Origin of the sequence: Anabaena sp. FACHB-1237 (genome assembly GCF_014696225.1) — a bacterium.
Taxonomy (GTDB): domain Bacteria; phylum Cyanobacteriota; class Cyanobacteriia; order Cyanobacteriales; family Nostocaceae; genus FACHB-1237.
The window spans coordinates 130,339-149,235 of the sequence record NZ_JACJPV010000010.1; the positions used below are offsets into that span (position 1 = coordinate 130,339).

Below are 18,897 nucleotides of genomic sequence, written 5' to 3' on the forward strand. Positions count from 1 at the left end.
GGTGACAATAATGAACAATTATCAATTATTGATTAAAAATTCTCAGGAGACATATCACTACCACCATTGTCATCACGTTTTGAACCTAATAAGTCCAGTTGCTCTACGTGAATAACTGGTTTAGAACGGTTCACACCAGTTTGGCGATCGCTCCAAGTTTCAAACTTCAAAAAACCTTTAACTCCAATTAAACTACCTTTACGCACATAATTACCTGCTACCTCTGCCGTTTTCCCCCACAATTCCAGATTAAACCAGTCTGGTTGATCACTATTACGAGTTCTTCTATTAACAGCTAAAGTTAACTGACACTTCACAGTTCCCGATTCAAAATATTTTATATCTGGGTCGCCACCAACACGACCCACCAAAGTAACAACATTGATGCTCATGATTTTTGATTTTTTGATTTAGTGCAGTTGTATGAAATTGTGAACTATAATAACTTATGTAGGGAAAAATTGAGTAGAAAAAATTGTCTCTACCAAAAGAAAGATAATTCAGTTAACAAGAGGATTAATTAACAATATTTACGAAGAATTATACGTTTGTTTTAGCGAGTCTATTTCAGAAGATAGGAAACAAGAATTATAGAACCAACACTAACGTTGACAAAAGCTAGATAAGAAAATAGTCTAGTGTACTGAAGTCATGCAAAAATATAATAGACCACTAGTGAAAATTGTCCTAGTGACAATTCATGAATTGCCCCTACAAGGGTTTGCTGGTTATGCACATTATAATTACCACTAGGTGTCTAGCAGATGTCTGTAATGGTAACTAGGTTTTTGCTTAGATGAGTTAAGGGTTTTAGATTCTTTTTCAGAGATGTCTAGTCTAATGCAATTAGTCAGAATTAACTCTTATGTTTGCAAGCACAACTAAAGTAAATAGGGGGCAAAGAAAGGCGTGGGTTTTTTTCAAAGATTTCGTTCATCATGGGATATGGGTATCGATCTCGGTACAGCTAACACCCTGATTTATGTTTCCGGTAAAGGCATTGTACTTCAAGAACCATCAGTAGTGGCCATTGATCAGAATGATAAAATACCCTTAGCAGTAGGAGAAGAAGCCAAAAAAATGCTGGGACGCACTCCTGGTAATGTGATAGCTGTGCGTCCATTACGGGATGGAGTCATTGCTGATTTTGACACAGCAGAATTAATGCTAAAAAGCTTTATTCAACGAGTAAATGACGGAAAGAGTTTAGTATCGCCTCGTATTGTCATTGGTATTCCCAGTGGAGTTACCGGTGTAGAAAGACGTGCAGTAATGGAAGCAGCCTCTGAAGCAGGAGCAAGGGAAGTATATTTAATTGATGAACCAATAGCCGCAGCTATTGGTGCAGGGTTGCCTGTAGCAGAACCAAGAGGTAATATGATCATAGATATTGGTGGTGGTACAACAGAAGTAGCTATTTTAAGTCTCCAAGGCACGGTAATTAGTGAATCTGTTCGTATTGCGGGTGATGAATTAACAGAATCAATTATTCAATATATGAAAAAAGTTCATAACCTAGTCATTGGAGAAAGAACAGCAGAAGAAATTAAGATCAAAATTGGTTCTGCCTATCCGATGGAAAGCGATGATGATAGCATGATGGAAGTTCGGGGACTCCACTTACTTTCTGGTCTGCCTCGCACTGTCATTATCAAGGGACCAGAAGTTAGAGAAAGTATGTTAGATCCTTTATTAGTAATTGTAGAATCAGTTAGGAGAACACTAGAACGTACACCTCCAGAACTGGCAGCAGATATTATTGATCGTGGTATTATGTTAGCTGGTGGTGGAGCATTACTTAAAGGCATAGATACCTTAATTAGTCACGAAACGGGTATAGTCACTCATATAGCAGCGGATCCATTAAGTTGCGTAGTCTTAGGAACAGGTCGCGTCTTAGAAAACTTTAAGCAGTTAGAAAGAGTATTTAGCGGGCGTTCTAATAGATGATGTAGAGTGTAGAATTCCGAATGAGAATGATAGCGTAGCATAGCGTAATCCTTATGCACACTATCATAGCAAGATTGATGTTTGGATGACTAAATCAACCGAAAACTGTTTAGTAAACTTTAGTTTACTTTAGCTATTAGCGATGAACTTCATTTCATGTAAATAAATAAGCTATATGTAGCTTAATTTGATACCAATACAGCAGTTTCCGTTATTATGAGGTACAGATGTTAATGATAAAACCCTTGTAACACAGGCATCTTGCTGTGTTCATAGCGTACCTCATGTAGATGTAATGTGCTGTAAGTATCCCTCAACCCGTACTGACTCGGTAACTCCTAAATTAAAAAATATACAGGTAGATATGTTTACTATTAAAAAATGGTGGGAAAGCAAAGCCTTACAAATAGGTTTATTAGCTATATTAGCTGGTAGTGTCTGGACAATTAGGCAAACAGAAGGAGCGTTATTTTGGGAAATTTATCAAGGAATAACACGCCCATTACAAAACTTAGATTTAGGCATGAGTCCTCAAGACCGTACTCAAAATGCTATAATCTCTGAACTAAAAACTCAAATTGTTGACTTAGAAAGTCAAAACAAAAAGTTAAAAAGTTTATTAAGTTATACTGAAAAAGAGGGTATTGCTAGTAAACCAATTATCGCTAGAGTAGTAGGTAGAAGTACAGATCATTGGTGGCAACAAGTAATTCTTAATCGGGGCAAAAACGCAGGTATTCAAGAAGGCTATATAGTCAAAACTGATGGAGGTTTAGTCGGTTTAGTAGAAAATGTCACCATGAACACTAGTCGAGTTTTATTAGTGAGTGATTTAAAAAGTCAAGTGGGAATAACTATTCCTAGAACATCAGCCAAAGGAGTATTACATGGCAATGGCTCAGATCAAGCTATATTAGAATTTTATGAAAAAGTACCCAATGTTAAAGTAGGTGATTTAATATCTACCTCTACTTATAGTCAGAAATTTACTGCCGGTATTCCCATAGGTAAAATTAAATCTTTGGATTTAAAAAAATTACCAACATCCATTGCACAAGTAGAATTATTTCCCGCAATTCGTTCTTTAGATTGGGTAACAGTTTATCCTAAAGTGGAAAATCCAGAATAAATAGTGCTAATTCAAGAGATAGAGGAGTCAGGATAATTATATTTTACCCAATCACCAATCACCAAGAATGAAAATACCTCGATTTTCCCAAAATAAATACCAAAAAACTCGCTCTTTAATTCCACCTTTAGCTTCTTGGCATCCTGGATGGTATCCAATTCTTGATGGGTTGGTGATTTTTGCATCTGTCCTGTTATGCTTATTATTATTACCTACTCGTTTTCCCGGCATGGAATTATTAGGAATAGGCACTAATTGGTTATTGATTTGGGTTGTGTGTTGGAGTGTCAACCGTTCAGTATTATCTGGTATATTTGCCGGGATAATTTTAGGTTTATTACAAGATACTTTAACTGGTGCTGATACTTCCCATACCCTGAGCTTAGGAATTGTGGGAATGTTGACAGCACTAATACAAAAACGTCGCTTTATTCAAGAAGACTTTATTTCTATTGCTTTAATCGTATTTGTTATGGTTATCTTAGCAAATACTATTTTTGCGGTGCAATTATCCTCAATGGGTGGTGTTTGTGGCACTAACTGTCATAGAGATGTATCAAACATTTGGCTATACTATCAACGAGGTGCTTTAGCCTCGGCAATTTTGACTAGTTTATGGGCTCCTGTAGTGTATTATCCTCTCAATCGTTGGTGGAAAACAATTAAGATTTTGAAGGGTAATTAGCTGTCAGCAGTCAGCTATTAGGAGTCAAAAGTATTATATTTTACCCAATTACCAATTACCAATCACCTAACTATGAGTAATCCCGTCTATGATTTTGATTCACAAATGATGCTACGCTGTTTAGAACTAGCGCGTAGAGCTTTAGGCCGCACTTCCCCTAATCCTATGGTGGGTGCTGTCGTGGTTCAAAATGGTGTCATAGTAGGGGAAGGTTTTCATCCCCGCGCTGGTGAACCCCATGCAGAGGTTTTTGCACTCCGAGCCGCAGGGTCAAAAGCTCAAGGAGCGACGGTTTATGTAAGCTTAGAGCCTTGTAATCACTATGGACGTACTCCACCATGTTCTGAAGGTTTGGTGGCTGCTGGCGTGTGTAAAGTCGTGGTAGGTATGGTTGATCCTAATCCTTTGGTTGCAGGAGGCGGTATTGCACGCTTACGCGCTGCGGGTATTGAGGTGGTTGTTGGGGTGGAGGAAGAGGCTTGTAAAAAATTAAATGAAGGTTTTATTCATCGTATTCTACATAAGCAACCTTTAGGAATATTAAAATATGCCATGACTTTAGATGGTAAGATTGCTACTAGTTCTGGACATAGCAGTTGGATCACTAGTAAAAACGCACGCGCCGAAGTACATCAATTACGCGCTGCTTGTGATGCTGTGATAGTAGGGGGTAACACGGTACGAAGAGATAATCCTTATTTAACTAGTCATGAGTTGGATTGCCATAATCCTTTGCGAGTTGTCATGAGTCGTAGTTTAGATTTGCCGGAAAAAGCTCATCTGTGGCAAACTGAGAACGCTCCCACTTTGGTTATAACTGAGGTTGGTAGTAATCCTAGCTTACAAAAGATATTACAGTCTGAAGGTGTGGAAGTGTTAGAATTACCATTTTTAACACCATCTCAAGTTATGCTACATTTATATGACCGTGGTTTTTGTACTGTATTATGGGAATGTGGTGGTAGTTTAGCTGCTAGTGCGATCGCTGATGGTGCAATTCACAAAATCCTCGCTTTTATCGCACCCAAAATTATTGGTGGTTCTGATGCTCCAACCCCTGTTGGTGATTTAGGTTTCAATAATATGACTCAAGCTCTATCTCTGGAAAATTTCCAATGGCGTGTTATTGGTTCTGATTGTTTATTAGAAGGTTATTTACCTGTTAAAAACCAGTTTTTATTAAGCTGAAAAGTGCTGATAGCTTACTGTTGACGCTCGTAAGCCATATCACGAATGAGATTAAGTCTAGTGTAAATATAAGCACACAAAAAGTCAGTCTCTTCAGCATCTAAAAATGCCTGATTAGTGATTTGTTTCACTAACCATTCTACTAAACTATCATCATCGAGTTGCAACAGAGTTACAGTTTGAGTAGTTTCCACTGTAGACCAAAGCTGACGCATGATTGTAGGTGTCATCATACCTCTATTAAATCATTATCTTAGTTTTTTCGCTTTACACAATTCTGATATTAACTGACTAAATTATTTTTCCACTAGAGATTAATGAATAAGTATTATTAAAAATTTATTCAATATATTAATATATTAATTAATATTAAGATTTGTGCCTATTTGTTACCATAACAATCATAATTTCCAGGATTTAGGATTAGTAGGATAATTATCAATGATTAAATTCCATCATTAAGTTACAAGTTATGAATTAAAATCATATTGTCTGTTAAATATTAACAATAGCATGGTAAGTTATAGAAATGTGTGGAAAACTTTAACCAAAAAAAAGTTTCCACTAAACTTTAGTTTAAGTTAGTCTCATGATTGAGCCTGATCACATCCTACATCAATCTCAGCAAAATTTTTTAATCCCTGCTTCTATAGAACTTGATAAAATTGCTGAGTGCTGCTATCAGAGTCAGTTTGGTAAATTACTACCTGATGCTTTTTATATCCATATTTCGGTATTACCCAGTCTTGACTTGACACTACAAGAGTATGAAGCAAAAGCTCGTAGTCTTGTATCTAGCATTCAGGGAACAAACATTATTAAATTCAGCACCAATAAACCTAAAATTTCCTACTTATGCTATCCTGATTTTGATACTGATGCTCACCCAGCTTTACAAGCTAGTATTCAAGTGGATATACAAACTGGAGAAGTGAATTATCGAGATTACACTGATTCTCCTAATCCACCTATTCTACATCGCAAGGAAACTTTTGTCACGACAGATTATCCTCTCTATACTGAATTTGCCGCTTTGACACAAGCACAGGAATCATTAGGTTTATTAAACAATACTAGAGGAATTGGTACTAGAGAAATTTGGGAACAACGTTTACAAATCTATGGTGTAGAAATTCAAGGTCATCAATTAATTCAAAGCGATACTGCAATTAAAATAACACCAAAAATAGAACGTCATAAAGCGGCAATTATTCGCCATGATTTATCTCGCCCTGTACGGTTAGCTTTAGACGCTGGTTTATTTAATCCTGAAACTTCGTTTCTTGACTATGGTTGTGGACATGGAGGAGATATTAGTCGTATTGCAGATCAGGGTTATACCGCAAGTGGTTGGGACCCTTATTATTCACCAAATACTCCTTTAATTACTGCTGATATCGTTAATATTGGTTTTGTCATTAATGTTATTGAAGATCAACAAGAACGTAGAGAAGCATTAACTCAAGCCTGGGAATTAACACAAAAGGTACTTTTAGTAGCGGCTCAAGTATTAATTTCTGATCTTCGTCGAGGTGTAGTAAGTTATGGTGATGGTGTAATCACTCGCAAGAATACATTTCAGAAGTATTATGAACAAGAAGAGTTAAAAGTTTATATTGATCAGGTTTTGGGGGTAGACTCTATTCCAGTGGCTTTGGGTGTATATTTTATTTTTAGGGATGAAACGGAAGCTGAGTTATTTCGTGCGTCTAATTACCGTTCTCGCGCTACTACCCCTAGAATAAGAGCTTCTGTCAAGAAATTTACCGAGTTTCAAAATTTATTAGCTCCATTAATGAACTTTTTGACAGAAAGAGGCAGATTACCAATTAAGGGAGAATTAGGGGAAGAGGAAGAAATTTGTAAAGAGTTTGTCAGTTTAAGACGAGCATTTCATGTAATTCTACAGGCTACTGACTGTGAAGAATGGGAAGCGATCGCTGATAGAAGAAGACAAGATTTATTAGTATACTTAGCTTTGTTTAATTTTAGTCATCGTCCGCGTTTAGGAAAACTACCTACAGCGATAAAGGAGGATATTGTAGCCTTATACAGTAGTTATAGACAAGCCTGTATTGATGCTGATCAAATGTTAATAAGTGTAGGAAACACAGATTTAATCATTAAACGTTGTCAAGAAAGTAAAGTAGGAAGAAAACTAACTAATTCATTTTGGGTACATATTTCCGCATTACAAAATCTTGATCCCCTATTAAGATTATATGAAGGTTGTGTAAGTAGAACAATTGGTAGATTAGAAGAAACAAATGTCATTAAATTCCATTTTCAGAGTCCCAAAATATCCTATTTATACTATCCTGACTTTGGGAGAAATGCCCATCCCACCTTAGGGAAAGTGATGACAGTTGATTTAAGAGATTTACAAGTTACCTATCATGACTATGATATTGATGATGATCCACCGATATTACACCAAATAGACAAATTAGTAAACTCGGATTATTTTCAATATGAAGAAATGGTAAAGTTAACGCAAAAAGAAGAAGATTTAGGACTATTTGACAATTGGCAAAATATTACACATCTTTCTGGATGGCGTAAATGTTTAAAAGACAATTATATAGTCATTAAAGGTTATAGAATAGGATGGTGTGCAAATGTAGATCCTGACACATTGACTATACTAAAAACCTCCTTTAAAAATCGTCAAAAACAGAGAAAACACCAAGGAAATGAAACTGTATTAAGTCTTCCATCTTCCATATAAATAACACGATCGAATCTGTAATTTACCAGGATATTTTGCAAACGGGAAAAAAGAGAGTGAGAAGCATTACAACTGATTTTACGTCAGTTAAAACGTCGCTTTGGTGAAATTCCAGTGATGATAGAAAATAAACTCCCTAACTTAGCACTAACACAATTAGAAGATTTAGCAGAAGATTTGTTAGATTTTGCTAATGTAGATGATTTGTTGAAGTACATGGCTACTATTAGTGATTAAATATTGCTTAACGAAAGTAGGTTGGGTTCACAAAACCCAACATCTTCCTATTAAGCTGTTGTGCCTTTAACTTGAATAATTAATACAAGCAAGATGCTTGTGCTACTGTAACTTCAGGTTTTTTAATTATACAGTGAGTGCTGCACATTAGCTTATCAAAAATTTACATCAAATTAAGTGTGGATGATGTACATAGTTATTGAGTAATACTTGTACTGAGTTTGTTGAAGTATGTCAGCACAAAAACATTTTTATCATTTCAACATCATACAAAATGAACATCCCTAAGTATCCTGATTCTGACAAAATACTATTTATGAACCAGTTTAGCTAAGTTTACCCAATGTTCAATACCCTTTTTAGTCGGTATTCCAGCATCACTAAAAGTCCAAATATCCCGTTTATGCTGATATCCATAACTAATATGAATAGGTTTATCTTTACCATAGAAATAAAGAGAATCAAAAGGTAATGAAAATGCTAAAATCCAATCAATAACTTCTTGACTAGCAGTATCTTTAATTATAAAATCACAAGCAGCACCTAATCTTTCACAATAGTATTTACCATTTTTATTCATTTCATAACTAAAATGTTGATCAATGTTAGGTGCTACACGGCCATTTTTTTTACCCGTAATCGGATCTTTTTTCTCTAAATATTTTTTTAAGTCAATAGAACAAAAACCATAGGTTAAACAAAATTTATTTTCACCAAAATAATCTATAATTGGATCAAGGATAAATTTGTTTAAATCTTGTAGGGATGGTATCACTTCCGAGGTATTTTTCGGAAAAGGATTGATGTGACTAGCATATTTATGATATGTTTGTGTACAGGTACAAAATTCTTCTAAAGTTAGGTGTTTACCTAGTTTTAAATCCTGCATAATCTTAGAAAAAATTAAACAACATCAACAATATCATATTATAAAAAATGTAATAACAAATGTAAACATCTTGGTTTTTTAAACTTTATTTATGATTTAATAAAATCAATGTAGGATTTATTCTACTATCAAATATTTAGCATATTTTTAACTGATAACTGTATTAATCCTAAGACAAGAATCTGATTTTTAGAGGATAAATTACCTACATATCTTCACTAACTTGCAACCACAAGGAATAAACTTATGGACGTTACAGAACTATTGAAAAGTTATAATAAGGGAGAAAGATGCTTTAACCGCATTAATCTAGTTAATGCTAATTTACATAAAGCGCAATTAGGTGGAGTAGATTTTGGTAGAGCAGATTTAAGTGGTGCTAATTTAAGTGGTGCTAATTTAAGTGGTGCTAATTTAAGCAAAGCAAATTTGCAAGGTGCAAATCTGGAAAAAGCGATTTTATCAGAAGTTATCTTATGTGGTGCTGATTTAACTAAGGCTAATTTGGTAAAAGCACACCTAAATGAGTCTGATTTAAGTGGTGCATTGCTAATTAATGCAAATTTAGAAGAGTCTAGCTTACATATTGCTTCCATTACAGCAGCTAATTTACAAGGTGCAAACCTCAGTGGTGCGAAAATGGGAGGTGTAAGAATGTGGAAAGCAAATTTGCAAGGTGCTAATCTTAGTGGTGCAGATTTAAGCGAAGCTAATTTATGCGAAGTAAATTTGCAAGGTGCTAATTTAGAAGATACGGATATGAGTGAAACATTTTTAACTGGCGCAATTATGCCAGATGGTAGCATTCATACATAGCTAACATCTAATGGAGTACGGAGTAATGGAGTCAGTAGGGGTTTAGCAGTGCTAAACCCCCACAGGGAGTCAGAATAAAGAATTTCCCCCTATTTCTTATTCCCTAAACTCAGTTATTATTAGCCAATAAGCCCATAATATTTATTTCAATTAAGTTAATGAACATCATATAACTTGAGTGCTTTTAGCTTTTTGGCGACTATTAATAACCTTTCCTCGCTGTTTGAGAACTCGTCGTAGTCTGTCAGCACTCAAATAAACCTGTCTCTCAGATGCTAGTTTGTTAGCAAGTTGTTTAGAACTATAGTTTACTGGTTCTTGCATAACAGAGTTTTCCAAATATTCTAAGTCATCTTCAGAATAACGTGGTTTCCCCCCCCTACCAGGGGCATCCCATAGCCCTCCTAAGCCTAACTTCTCCCATCTATGTAGGGTTTGACGCACCGTAGAAATAGCCCAGTTTAGCCCTTGCGCTATCTGCTCATTTTTCAAACCCCGAGCATTTAATAGTAATACTTGAGCGCGATCTTTAGTACGTTGAGGAACGGTTTTGGCCTTTCTCAACTCTTCTAAAGTTAGTTTTTCATCATCAGTCAGAAAAATTCTTAGACGGCATCCCATAGTTGTTATAGTTTTCTCGATGTACTAGGTATGTGATAGGTATGTGATTATGTGTTCCCGTTTATATACCTGGATTTTAAGTATACTGTAACATATTTTATTGATAACCACAAACAACAAATATTCTCTAGGTTTATTTTACCAGTCAATACTCTCTGGGTTAAATTTAAAAGTTTTCAGTATACAAACTTACAGTAATATTAAAGTATATAGTCAATTACCTGTGTGAATAATAAATAATTTTCTGAATAGGTATTGTAACGCTATGTTAAGTAATTTTATCGGGCTAGTAGATAAATTCATATCTCCATCTAAATCTGTTTCTATATGATTTATTGATTAACTGTGATGACAATATCAGTAACTTCACTAACTATGCGATCGCGAAAATAAAAACTTTCATAAAAAGTGCTTTGCTTATTCTTTTATAAGCAAGTTTTAATAAAATTATAACCAGGTAAACTTAAAAAAACTAGAGAATAATTGTTGAATAACCTGAGAAAAAAGGTCTGGTACTAACCCAAACCTTTATCATTGCTGTGCTTAACAACGTACTTAGTCATTCTAATATTACTATAGTAATAGTGCATCTTCCTACAGATGGAAGGGATTAAAAACTAAAATTTTCACATTTAATTCAATTTAATTTAGCCAAATCACTAATTGCTGATAGCTGATATCGCATGAAAAAGGCTTAGATTAAATCCAAGCCCTTAGATATACCAGGTGTTTACCATATATAATTAATTTAAACTTTATATTTTAATCATTCATCTTCCTATAAGGTGTGTACAAACTGCGGCATTTTTGATATGTGCAGCTATGGAGCATTAGCTATTAGTATTTCATAGTACGTAGTATACAAAGCAAAAAAAGGTCTAGCACTGAGCTAAACCTTTATATAAAGCAGTTATTCGACACACCAATTTCAATGTAAATCTAAAATTGCTAATTTACATCTTTCTCAAGATTGTGTTTAATAATTTTTGGGTATGTTATCGGAAGATATAGCAGTACATTATTCAGCGTTTAGCAATGCTTCTAGGTATCAATCTCAGGCTACTGCTTCCTGAACTTGTTACCTAATTTGTTGTACATCTTGATATTATACTTCAATCTTTACCTAAGAGTAAATTAGTAAATTTTGATAACCTTCCACTTAAATACAATAATCTCTGATGACAATTACAAACCGGCGAATACCAAGTTTTCTCAACTTTGCTAAGTCTAATCTTTCACAACGTTTAATGTTGATAGGTTTAGCAATAACTCTATTTTTTATTTTCCTAGCATTTTCTGCACCAGTTTTCCAACATTGGGGATGGTTACAAAACCCCAGGGAATTTCTTTCTAATTCTATTCATCAACCACCTTCTACTAAACATTGGTTTGGTACAAGTCGTTTAGGTTATGATGTTTTTTGCCGCACTATTTTTGGTGCCCAAGCGGCTTTACAAGTTGTCATTTTAGCAACTTGTTTAAGTATGATTGTTGGTGTTCCTTTAGGGATGCTCAGTGGTTATTTAGGAGGTAATATAGATAAAATTTTACTATTTTTGATGGATAGTATTTACACTTTACCTGGTTTGTTACTTTCTGTAACCTTGGCTTTTGTGGTAGGCAGGGGTATTCTAAATGCTGCGATCGCCATTAGTATAGCCTATATTCCCCAATATTATCGCGTCGTCCGTAACCACACCGTCAGCGTTAAAACAGAGGTTTATATCGAAGCAGCACAGTCCATCGGTGCCTCTACATGGATTATATTATCTCGCTATTTATTTCTCAACGTCATTCAAAGCGTACCTGTAATATTTACACTTAATGCTGCGGATGCCATATTAGTTTTAGGCGGTTTGGGATTTTTAGGTTTGGGATTACCTGAAGATGTACCAGAATGGGGTTATGATTTAAAACAAGCGTTGGAAGCCTTACCTACAGGCATTTGGTGGACAACCTTTTTTCCCGGATTAACTATGACAATTATGGTAGTTGGGTTATCATTACTTGGGGAAGGTTTAAATGATTTTATCAATCCTCGTCTCAGAAAAGAGAATCGGCAATAGTTAGTTATAATTATTAGTCATAAATTGTTCATAAACTTGCCCAATGATTACCTTAGCAATTCTTAATAGTTTAACAACAGATATAAAATAGAGAAATTATCGTGAAAGATAACATTAGTTTAATTGCTGCTGCTACTGGCGGTTTTATGCTTTCTGTAGCTTTATCTGGTATTTTAAAAGGGGAACCTGTTACAAATTGGCAACAGTCGCATCATTATGGAAATAGTAATTACTATAAAATTGCTAAAGTGCAAGTGATTAAAAATGACTATATCATAAAGTAAACAAGTGGATTTAAATGTCAAATATGTCCGTCCTATTCTTGTGGAAAATTTGCATTTTTCACACCAGAAAATGACGATGAACCAAGGTGTTAGATATTCAAGAATACTGTCTAACTTAGGTCATAGTCGTTTTTATTAAATGTTAATTAGCCGCGCTTAAAAGCGCGGAATATAGACGATTTATGTTAACATTCGATTATGTTTTTACTATTCAAATGCAATACTTTAAATCTGATAGCTAATTAGGGTTTGCACCAAAAAGTCCTTTCCTTGAGACTAAGGAGTTCAAGGAGTTTTTTGTATTTGAAAATTTTGATGTCTGAGAGTGAAAATCCTTTATTTTGGTACTATACTCCTCAAAACCCTGGCACTCATATTCTCTAACTATGAAAAAACAAAAATTTCCTCATCTTCTAGGTTCTAAATGGACTGCACAAAAAAAGGTTGATGGTTGGCGACATTTTCAGGTCGTTAATCGCAAAAATCAAGGTAAATGGATCTATGCTGAACTTGTTTCGGCTTGTGACCCTCAAGTTCGTTTTTGGTTGAATGCTAAACTTTTACAAGATAACTCTCAATGGCAAGCAGGTTGGCAAACTTTACAAGATATTAAAACAATTACGGAACAATCTGAAGTTTGATAATATACGAGGTGACAGGTTACAAAAATAAAAGTCTGTTTGTATCCGATACAAAAAAGCTAACTAATGCTAACAAAAGTTCCCTTTTTCTTCCTGCTTCATCCTAGAAGTGTCGGCACTATCTAGTCCACAGTCCAACACGGTTAATCTAACCGCAGTTCGATAATCTCAATGCATACAATACAACTTCATGTTATCATAAAAAACGGTAAAAACCGATTGTGACAGTTGAGGGTGCGGAAGATAGGTTAAATCTCCGTCACACTCAAAACCGCAGTTACCTATTTAAACACTCTTTGTGATAGTGGTAATTGAGATTTTTTCTCTCCACAATCAGAGCAAGTTTTACTGCTAGGATAAAATCTATCTACAACTACTAGTTGGCAGTTGGCAGTCGGGAATTAGTTTTTTATTTTAACCTGATAGCTGAAAGCTAATAGCTACATACTAATCATTCCATTCACCACGGGGAGGAACGGGAATACGTTTATAGGAGCGTGTTAATTCATCATCTCTCTTAAAATCACCACGTAACCATTGACGAAGAGCAACCTCAATAACTTTACTAGGGTCATTAGTAAGATGCTTAATTTGTTCTATTAACTCTGAATCAAGACGGACAGCGATTTCAACCTTTTCGGTGTATCTGCTTCCCTGATCTGCACCTGTAGTTTGTTCTTGCATATTCATAGCTTTGATATGTTTGATTTTTGTTTTAGCGAAATATGGTGATAATGAATATTACTGATTGACGCTACTCAATTGTAAAGCCATAAAAAAAAATTAGAAATTAAAAATTAAAAATTAAAAATTAAAAATTGGTGATTGGTGATTGGTAAAATGGTCTTCCGACTCCTTGAACTCCTGACTCCTATCCCAAATTACGCTAAAATACATCCAGTAAATAGCTCTCTCTTGCTGCTCAAGCAAAAATCGTATATGACTGACGTTCCCGCAAATCGTATTCGCAACTTTTGTATTATTGCTCACATTGATCATGGTAAATCTACTCTAGCCGATCGCTTACTCCAAGCTACTGGAACTGTAGAAGATCGGCAAATGAAAGAGCAGTTCCTTGATAACATGGATTTAGAACGGGAGCGCGGCATTACCATCAAGCTGCAAGCTGCCCGCATGAATTATACTGCTAAAAATGGCGAGCAATACGTTCTCAATTTAATTGATACTCCCGGCCACGTAGACTTTTCCTATGAAGTTTCTCGTTCTTTGGCTGCTTGTGAAGGTGCTTTGTTAGTTGTGGATGCATCCCAAGGAGTTGAAGCTCAAACTTTAGCCAATGTTTATTTAGCACTGGAACACAACTTAGAAATCATCCCAGTGCTTAATAAGATTGACTTACCAGGTGCAGAACCAGAAAGAGTGGTTGGGGAAATTGAAGAGATTATTGGTTTAGACTGTAGTGAAGCGATTTTAGCATCTGCTAAAGAGGGTATTGGTATTCCTGAAATATTAGAAACCATAGTTCAGAAAATACCATCTCCAGCAAATACTATTGATGAGCCTTTAAGAGCATTAATTTTTGATAGTTACTATGATAGTTACCGGGGCGTAATTGTGTATTTCCGGGTGATGGATGGTAATGTGAAAAAAGGCGATCGCATCTACTTAATGGCTTCTGAAAAGGAATATGAAATAGATGAATTAGGAGTATTATCACCTACACAAAAGCAAGTTGAAGAACTTCATGCAGGAGAAGTAGGTTATTTAGCCGCATCTATTAAAGCTGTAGCAGATGCTAGAGTAGGTGATACCATTACCCTTAGCAAACAAAAAGCAACTAATCCTTTACCTGGATATACAGAAGCTAACCCGATGGTATTTTGCGGAATGTTTCCCATAGATGCAGATCAATTTGAAGACTTGCGGGAAGCACTAGAAAAACTCAGATTAAATGACGCAGCATTACAATATGAACCAGAAACTTCTAGCGCGATGGGTTTTGGGTTCCGTTGCGGTTTCTTGGGTTTATTACACATGGAAATTGTCCAAGAAAGGTTAGAAAGAGAGTATAACCTGGACTTAATTATTACCGCTCCTTCCGTAGTATATAAAGTAATTACCAATAAAGGAGAAGAATTATACATAGACAATCCTAGCCATTTACCAGCGCCAAATGATCGAGAAAGAATTGAAGAACCCTATGTTAAGGTAGAAATGATCACACCGGAGACATTTGTGGGAACTTTAATGGAGTTAGCACAAACTCGGCGTGGTATCTTCAAAGATATGAAATATCTCACTCAAGGAAGAACCACATTAACCTATGAACTTCCTTTAGCAGAAGTAGTAACAGACTTTTTCGATCAAATGAAATCTCGTTCTCGTGGTTATGCCAGTATGGAATATCATTTAATTGGTTATCGAGAAAACCCCTTGGTAAAATTGGATATCATGATTAATGGTGATCCTGTGGATTCTTTAGCTATGATTGTCCACCGAGATAAAGCCTATAATGTGGGTAGAAGTATGGCGGAAAAATTAAAAGAACTTATTCCCCGTCATCAATTTAAAGTACCTATCCAAGCGGCTATTGGTAGTAAGGTAATTGCTAGTGAACATATTCCTGCGTTACGTAAAGATGTATTAGCAAAATGTTACGGCGGTGATATTAGCCGCAAAAAGAAACTTTTGCAGAAGCAAGCCAAAGGTAAGAAGCGTATGAAAGCTGTAGGTACAGTGGATGTACCTCAGGAGGCGTTTATGGCTGTGTTAAAGTTAGATCAAAGTTAATATTAACTTGTAGTTGGGCTTTGGCATTGTAGAGATGTTTTATATAACGTCTCTACAATAATTATCGGAAATGTCTAATGAAATACCCCACATATTAAAATACTATAGTTCTATAATTTGTTTTTGCGATGTTTGTTGTTCTTGTATTGGCTGAATTTCTGAATTGATAGGTGAATATTTACAATCACAAATCCCTATCATGTCAAATCCCAAATCAGGAGATTCAGGAATATAAGTTTCAACATTGGTTACTTCCCAGTCACTGAAAAGGTAATGGGTTTTAGCTTGTGGATATGGGCACTCAACAAACGAGTATCAAAAATAATAGTTAAATACCAAGCAAATACTAGGTTAATAAACTATGTTGCTTATAAATTTACAAAAGTTGACAAATCTTGATAAGGTTAGTCAAAATATTTTGATAAAGATTTAGCAAAAAATGTTCATGTCAATAGCCAAAGTTATTTTTTCAAGATAATGATAGTTTTTTAACAGTTTGAGATGTTTTTTAATTACCGGGGAGTCAATTCATGAAAGTATTAGCGCTGAGTTGGGAATTTCCACCAAGAATAGTCGGAGGAATTGCTCGTCACGTTGCTGAGTTGTACCCAGAATTAGTTAAATTAGGCCATGATATTCATTTAATTACACCTGAGACTCGTCAAGCACCTTTATATGAAGTTGTAGAAGGTATTCATGTCCATCGTGTTCCTGTGTCCCAAGGTAATGATTTTTTCCACTGGGTAGTGAACCTAAATAATAGTATGGGTGAATATGGTGGTAAATTGTTAATGGATAAAGGTCCATTTGATATAATTCATGGACATGATTGGTTAGTAGCAGATGCAGCGATCGCTCTCAAGCATATCTTTAAAATACCCCTAATTGCTACCATTCACGCCACAGAATATGGACGTTATAACGGCATTCATAACGATACTCAACGTTATATTCATCGTAAAGAAGCAGAACTAGTTCATAATGCGTGGAGAGTAATTGTTTGTACAGAATATATGCGTAGAGAAGTAAGAGACACATTAAACACACCAGAAGATAAAATTGACGTAATTCATAATGGGATTCGTCCAGAAAAAAAACAACATCATGAAGATTTTCACCCCCAAGCATTTCGTCGTCAATTTGCGGCAGATAACGAAAAAATTGTCTATTATTTAGGCAGAATGACTTATGAAAAAGGCATTCCTGTATTATTAAATGCTGCTCCTAAAGTATTATGGGAAATGGGAGGTAACGTTAAATTTGTCATAGTAGGAGGAGGAAATACAGATAATTTAAAACGTCAAGCATGGGACTTAGGAATTTGGGAAAAATGTTATTTTACAGGATTTCTTTCTGATGAATTTTTAGATAAATTTCAAACCATTGCTGACTGTGCAGTTTTTCCCAGTTTATATGAACCTTTTGGTATTGTGGCCTTAGAAAGTTTTGCTTCTAAAGTACCAGTAGTAGTTTCTAATGCGGGAGGTTTTCCTGAAGTTGTACAGCATAGTAAAACAGGAATTACCACAATAGTAAATGATTCTAATTCTGTAGCTTGGGGAATTTTACAAATTTTGAGAAATCCTAATTATAGTCAATGGTTAGTAAATAATGCTTATCATGATTTAGAATTGCGTTTTCGCTGGCCAAAATTAGCATTACAAACAGAACTAGTTTATGAAAAAGTAGTCAAAGAAAGATCAGAAGTAATTTGGTAATTTGCACAACAATATCCACAGACTTCTTGAAGAAGTCGAGGATATGAAATCTATAATTTCTCACACTTTAAGCAATATCTATTACTGGGTTTATTCTACATCAAAAAAAACAGCACAAACCCTGTACGCTAGAAATTTACCCTGGAAAAATGTCAAATTAACAATGATGGGGTTTAACACTTCTCAACCTCTAACTATTCCATCATTAACTAGACATTTGGTATAGGTAATTGCTTAAAAAAAGCAGAAATTATGGTATTAACAATCGGCACACAAATTATTAAACATCTCACAGCATTCTTCAAGGGTTTATTTGATGATATACCTGAAGCAAATGATGATTATACCTGGAAACCTAGCGATAAACTTAGTGATCAAAATAGTTATCAATTATTTACAGGTCCAGTACATAATTTAGGTGGTGGCGGCCCAGATGTAGATGATGCCATTCAGTGGATGATTCATCAAGTTCGCGGTGGCAGTAATAGCGACAAAAAAGTAAATGTTTTGATTATTCGTTCCAGAGGGGACGATACTTATAATCAGTTAATTTATCGGATGAAAGGTGTGAAATATGTGGAAACTTTGATTATTAAAAATAGACAAGAAGCAAACCGCATTGATATTTTTGATAAAGTCAGAAATGCGGGAGTGATATTTTTTGCTGGTGGTGATCAATGTGAATATATTCGTCATTGGAAAAATACTAAATTAGAAGTTGCTGTTAAATCAGTCTATGATAAAGGAGGTGCTATTGGTGGTACTAGCGCTGGTGCAATGATTCACAGTGAATTTGTGTATGATTCTTGTGCTTGTGAAGATAGTATTGAAACTCCTCAAGCATTAGATGATCCCTATCGTAATATTACCTTTACCTATAATTTTTTTCAGTGGAAACATTTAAAAAATACTGTCATTGATACCCATTTTGATGAGAGGAAAAGAATGGGGAGAATAATGGTATTTATTGCCCGACAAATTCAAGATGGTGTCTCTAATTGTGCTTTAGGTATTGCCATTAGTGAAGAAACTTCTTTAGTGATAGATAAATATGGTATTGCTAAAGTCATCGGAAAAGGAGCAGTATATTTCGTTTTTGGTGATCATCTTCCTGAAGTTTGTCAACCAGGACAACCTTTGACTTTTTATGATTATAAAATTTGGCGTATTCCTAGAGGTGATACTTTTGATTTG

19 protein-coding genes and 1 pseudogene are annotated in these 18,897 nt (G+C 35.1%); 14 read left to right on the top strand and 6 right to left on the bottom strand.

All coding sequences use genetic code 11. The features are described from left to right. Nucleotides 1-32: 32 nt before the first annotated feature. Nucleotides 33-392 (bottom strand): single-stranded DNA-binding protein, encoded by a 360-nt coding sequence (locus H6F32_RS07785; RefSeq protein ID WP_190368752.1) that lies wholly within the window; start codon nucleotides 390-392, stop codon nucleotides 33-35. A 553-nt stretch (nucleotides 393-945) separates the two neighbouring features. On the opposite strand from H6F32_RS07785, the gene H6F32_RS07790 reads away from it, so the two are divergent. The 4 genes from H6F32_RS07790 to ribD all read left to right on the top strand — a co-directional run bounded on the left by H6F32_RS07790 (nucleotide 946) and on the right by ribD (nucleotide 4,952). Beyond that, nucleotides 946-1,950 (top strand): rod shape-determining protein, encoded by a 1,005-nt coding sequence (locus tag H6F32_RS07790; protein WP_190368753.1) that lies wholly within the window; start codon nucleotides 946-948, stop codon nucleotides 1,948-1,950. Nucleotides 1,951-2,314: 364 nt separating this feature from the next. Next, on the top strand, nucleotides 2,315-3,079 hold the full coding sequence (mreC, locus tag H6F32_RS07795; RefSeq protein ID WP_190368754.1) for a rod shape-determining protein MreC: 765 nt from the start codon (nucleotides 2,315-2,317) through the stop codon (nucleotides 3,077-3,079). A 67-nt stretch (nucleotides 3,080-3,146) separates the two neighbouring features. Next, nucleotides 3,147-3,764 (top strand): rod shape-determining protein MreD, encoded by a 618-nt coding sequence (gene mreD, locus H6F32_RS07800; RefSeq protein WP_190368755.1) that lies wholly within the window; start codon nucleotides 3,147-3,149, stop codon nucleotides 3,762-3,764. Between the two features lie 72 nt (nucleotides 3,765-3,836). Continuing rightward, on the top strand, nucleotides 3,837-4,952 hold the full coding sequence (gene ribD, locus H6F32_RS07805) for a bifunctional diaminohydroxyphosphoribosylaminopyrimidine deaminase/5-amino-6-(5-phosphoribosylamino)uracil reductase RibD (RefSeq protein WP_190368756.1): 1,116 nt from the start codon (nucleotides 3,837-3,839) through the stop codon (nucleotides 4,950-4,952). 14 nt (nucleotides 4,953-4,966) lie between these two features. On the opposite strand, the gene H6F32_RS07810 is transcribed toward ribD, so the two are convergent. Next, the gene (locus tag H6F32_RS07810) at nucleotides 4,967-5,182 is read right to left on the bottom strand and encodes a hypothetical protein (protein WP_190368784.1); all 216 of its coding nucleotides are present in this window, start codon (nucleotides 5,180-5,182) and stop codon (nucleotides 4,967-4,969) included. A 359-nt stretch (nucleotides 5,183-5,541) separates the two neighbouring features. Here H6F32_RS07810 and H6F32_RS07815 point away from each other — a divergent pair, with 359 nt between their 5' ends. After that, complete coding sequence (locus tag H6F32_RS07815; protein WP_190368757.1) at nucleotides 5,542-7,680, top strand: DNA phosphorothioation-associated putative methyltransferase; 2,139 nt, start codon at nucleotides 5,542-5,544, stop codon at nucleotides 7,678-7,680. 117 nt (nucleotides 7,681-7,797) lie between these two features. Then, entirely contained in the window at nucleotides 7,798-7,917 is a 120-nt protein-coding gene (locus tag H6F32_RS20495) for a DUF4351 domain-containing protein (protein ID WP_242031080.1), read from the top strand. 310 nt (nucleotides 7,918-8,227) lie between these two features. Here H6F32_RS20495 and H6F32_RS07825 read toward each other — a convergent pair whose 3' ends face one another. After that, nucleotides 8,228-8,806: a hypothetical protein gene (locus H6F32_RS07825; protein ID WP_190368758.1), complete on the bottom strand. Its 579-nt coding sequence runs from the start codon at nucleotides 8,804-8,806 to the stop codon at nucleotides 8,228-8,230. A gap of 246 nt (nucleotides 8,807-9,052) precedes the next feature. Between H6F32_RS07825 and H6F32_RS07830 the strand changes: the two genes are divergently transcribed. Beyond that, nucleotides 9,053-9,622 (top strand): pentapeptide repeat-containing protein, encoded by a 570-nt coding sequence (locus tag H6F32_RS07830; protein ID WP_190368759.1) that lies wholly within the window; start codon nucleotides 9,053-9,055, stop codon nucleotides 9,620-9,622. Between the two features lie 165 nt (nucleotides 9,623-9,787). On the opposite strand, the gene H6F32_RS07835 is transcribed toward H6F32_RS07830, so the two are convergent. Further along, nucleotides 9,788-10,243, bottom strand: a complete 456-nt coding sequence (locus H6F32_RS07835) for a helix-turn-helix domain-containing protein (RefSeq protein WP_190368760.1) — start codon at nucleotides 10,241-10,243, stop codon at nucleotides 9,788-9,790. A gap of 1,178 nt (nucleotides 10,244-11,421) precedes the next feature. Here H6F32_RS07835 and H6F32_RS07840 point away from each other — a divergent pair. The 3 genes from H6F32_RS07840 to H6F32_RS07850 all read left to right on the top strand — a co-directional run bounded on the left by H6F32_RS07840 (nucleotide 11,422) and on the right by H6F32_RS07850 (nucleotide 13,234). After that, on the top strand, nucleotides 11,422-12,309 hold the full coding sequence (locus H6F32_RS07840; RefSeq protein ID WP_190368761.1) for an ABC transporter permease: 888 nt from the start codon (nucleotides 11,422-11,424) through the stop codon (nucleotides 12,307-12,309). A 101-nt stretch (nucleotides 12,310-12,410) separates the two neighbouring features. Further along, nucleotides 12,411-12,593 (top strand): hypothetical protein, encoded by a 183-nt coding sequence (locus H6F32_RS07845; protein ID WP_190368762.1) that lies wholly within the window; start codon nucleotides 12,411-12,413, stop codon nucleotides 12,591-12,593. Nucleotides 12,594-12,979: 386 nt separating this feature from the next. Further along, nucleotides 12,980-13,234 (top strand): TIGR02450 family Trp-rich protein, encoded by a 255-nt coding sequence (locus tag H6F32_RS07850; protein ID WP_190368763.1) that lies wholly within the window; start codon nucleotides 12,980-12,982, stop codon nucleotides 13,232-13,234. Between the two features lie 281 nt (nucleotides 13,235-13,515). Here the strand turns inward: H6F32_RS07850 and H6F32_RS20500 are convergent. Continuing rightward, nucleotides 13,516-13,575 (bottom strand): annotated as a pseudogene (locus H6F32_RS20500) (hypothetical protein); the annotation flags it as partial. A 106-nt stretch (nucleotides 13,576-13,681) separates the two neighbouring features. Beyond that, nucleotides 13,682-13,924 (bottom strand): hypothetical protein, encoded by a 243-nt coding sequence (locus tag H6F32_RS07860; protein ID WP_190368764.1) that lies wholly within the window; start codon nucleotides 13,922-13,924, stop codon nucleotides 13,682-13,684. Between the two features lie 249 nt (nucleotides 13,925-14,173). On the opposite strand from H6F32_RS07860, the gene lepA reads away from it, so the two are divergent. From lepA to H6F32_RS07880, 4 genes are all read left to right on the top strand, one after another. After that, nucleotides 14,174-15,985 carry a translation elongation factor 4 gene (gene lepA, locus H6F32_RS07865; protein ID WP_190368765.1) on the top strand — a complete coding sequence of 604 codons (1,812 nt, stop codon included), beginning with the start codon at nucleotides 14,174-14,176 and terminating at the stop codon, nucleotides 15,983-15,985. 530 nt (nucleotides 15,986-16,515) lie between these two features. After that, nucleotides 16,516-17,703 (top strand): glycosyltransferase family 4 protein, encoded by a 1,188-nt coding sequence (locus H6F32_RS07870; RefSeq protein ID WP_190368766.1) that lies wholly within the window; start codon nucleotides 16,516-16,518, stop codon nucleotides 17,701-17,703. Nucleotides 17,704-17,746: 43 nt separating this feature from the next. Beyond that, nucleotides 17,747-17,929, top strand: coding sequence for a hypothetical protein (locus tag H6F32_RS07875; protein ID WP_190368767.1), 183 nt, complete (start codon nucleotides 17,747-17,749; stop codon nucleotides 17,927-17,929). 26 nt (nucleotides 17,930-17,955) lie between these two features. Then, nucleotides 17,956-18,897 (top strand): cyanophycinase (locus tag H6F32_RS07880; protein WP_190368768.1); only part of this gene is annotated, 942 nt, incomplete at its 3' end.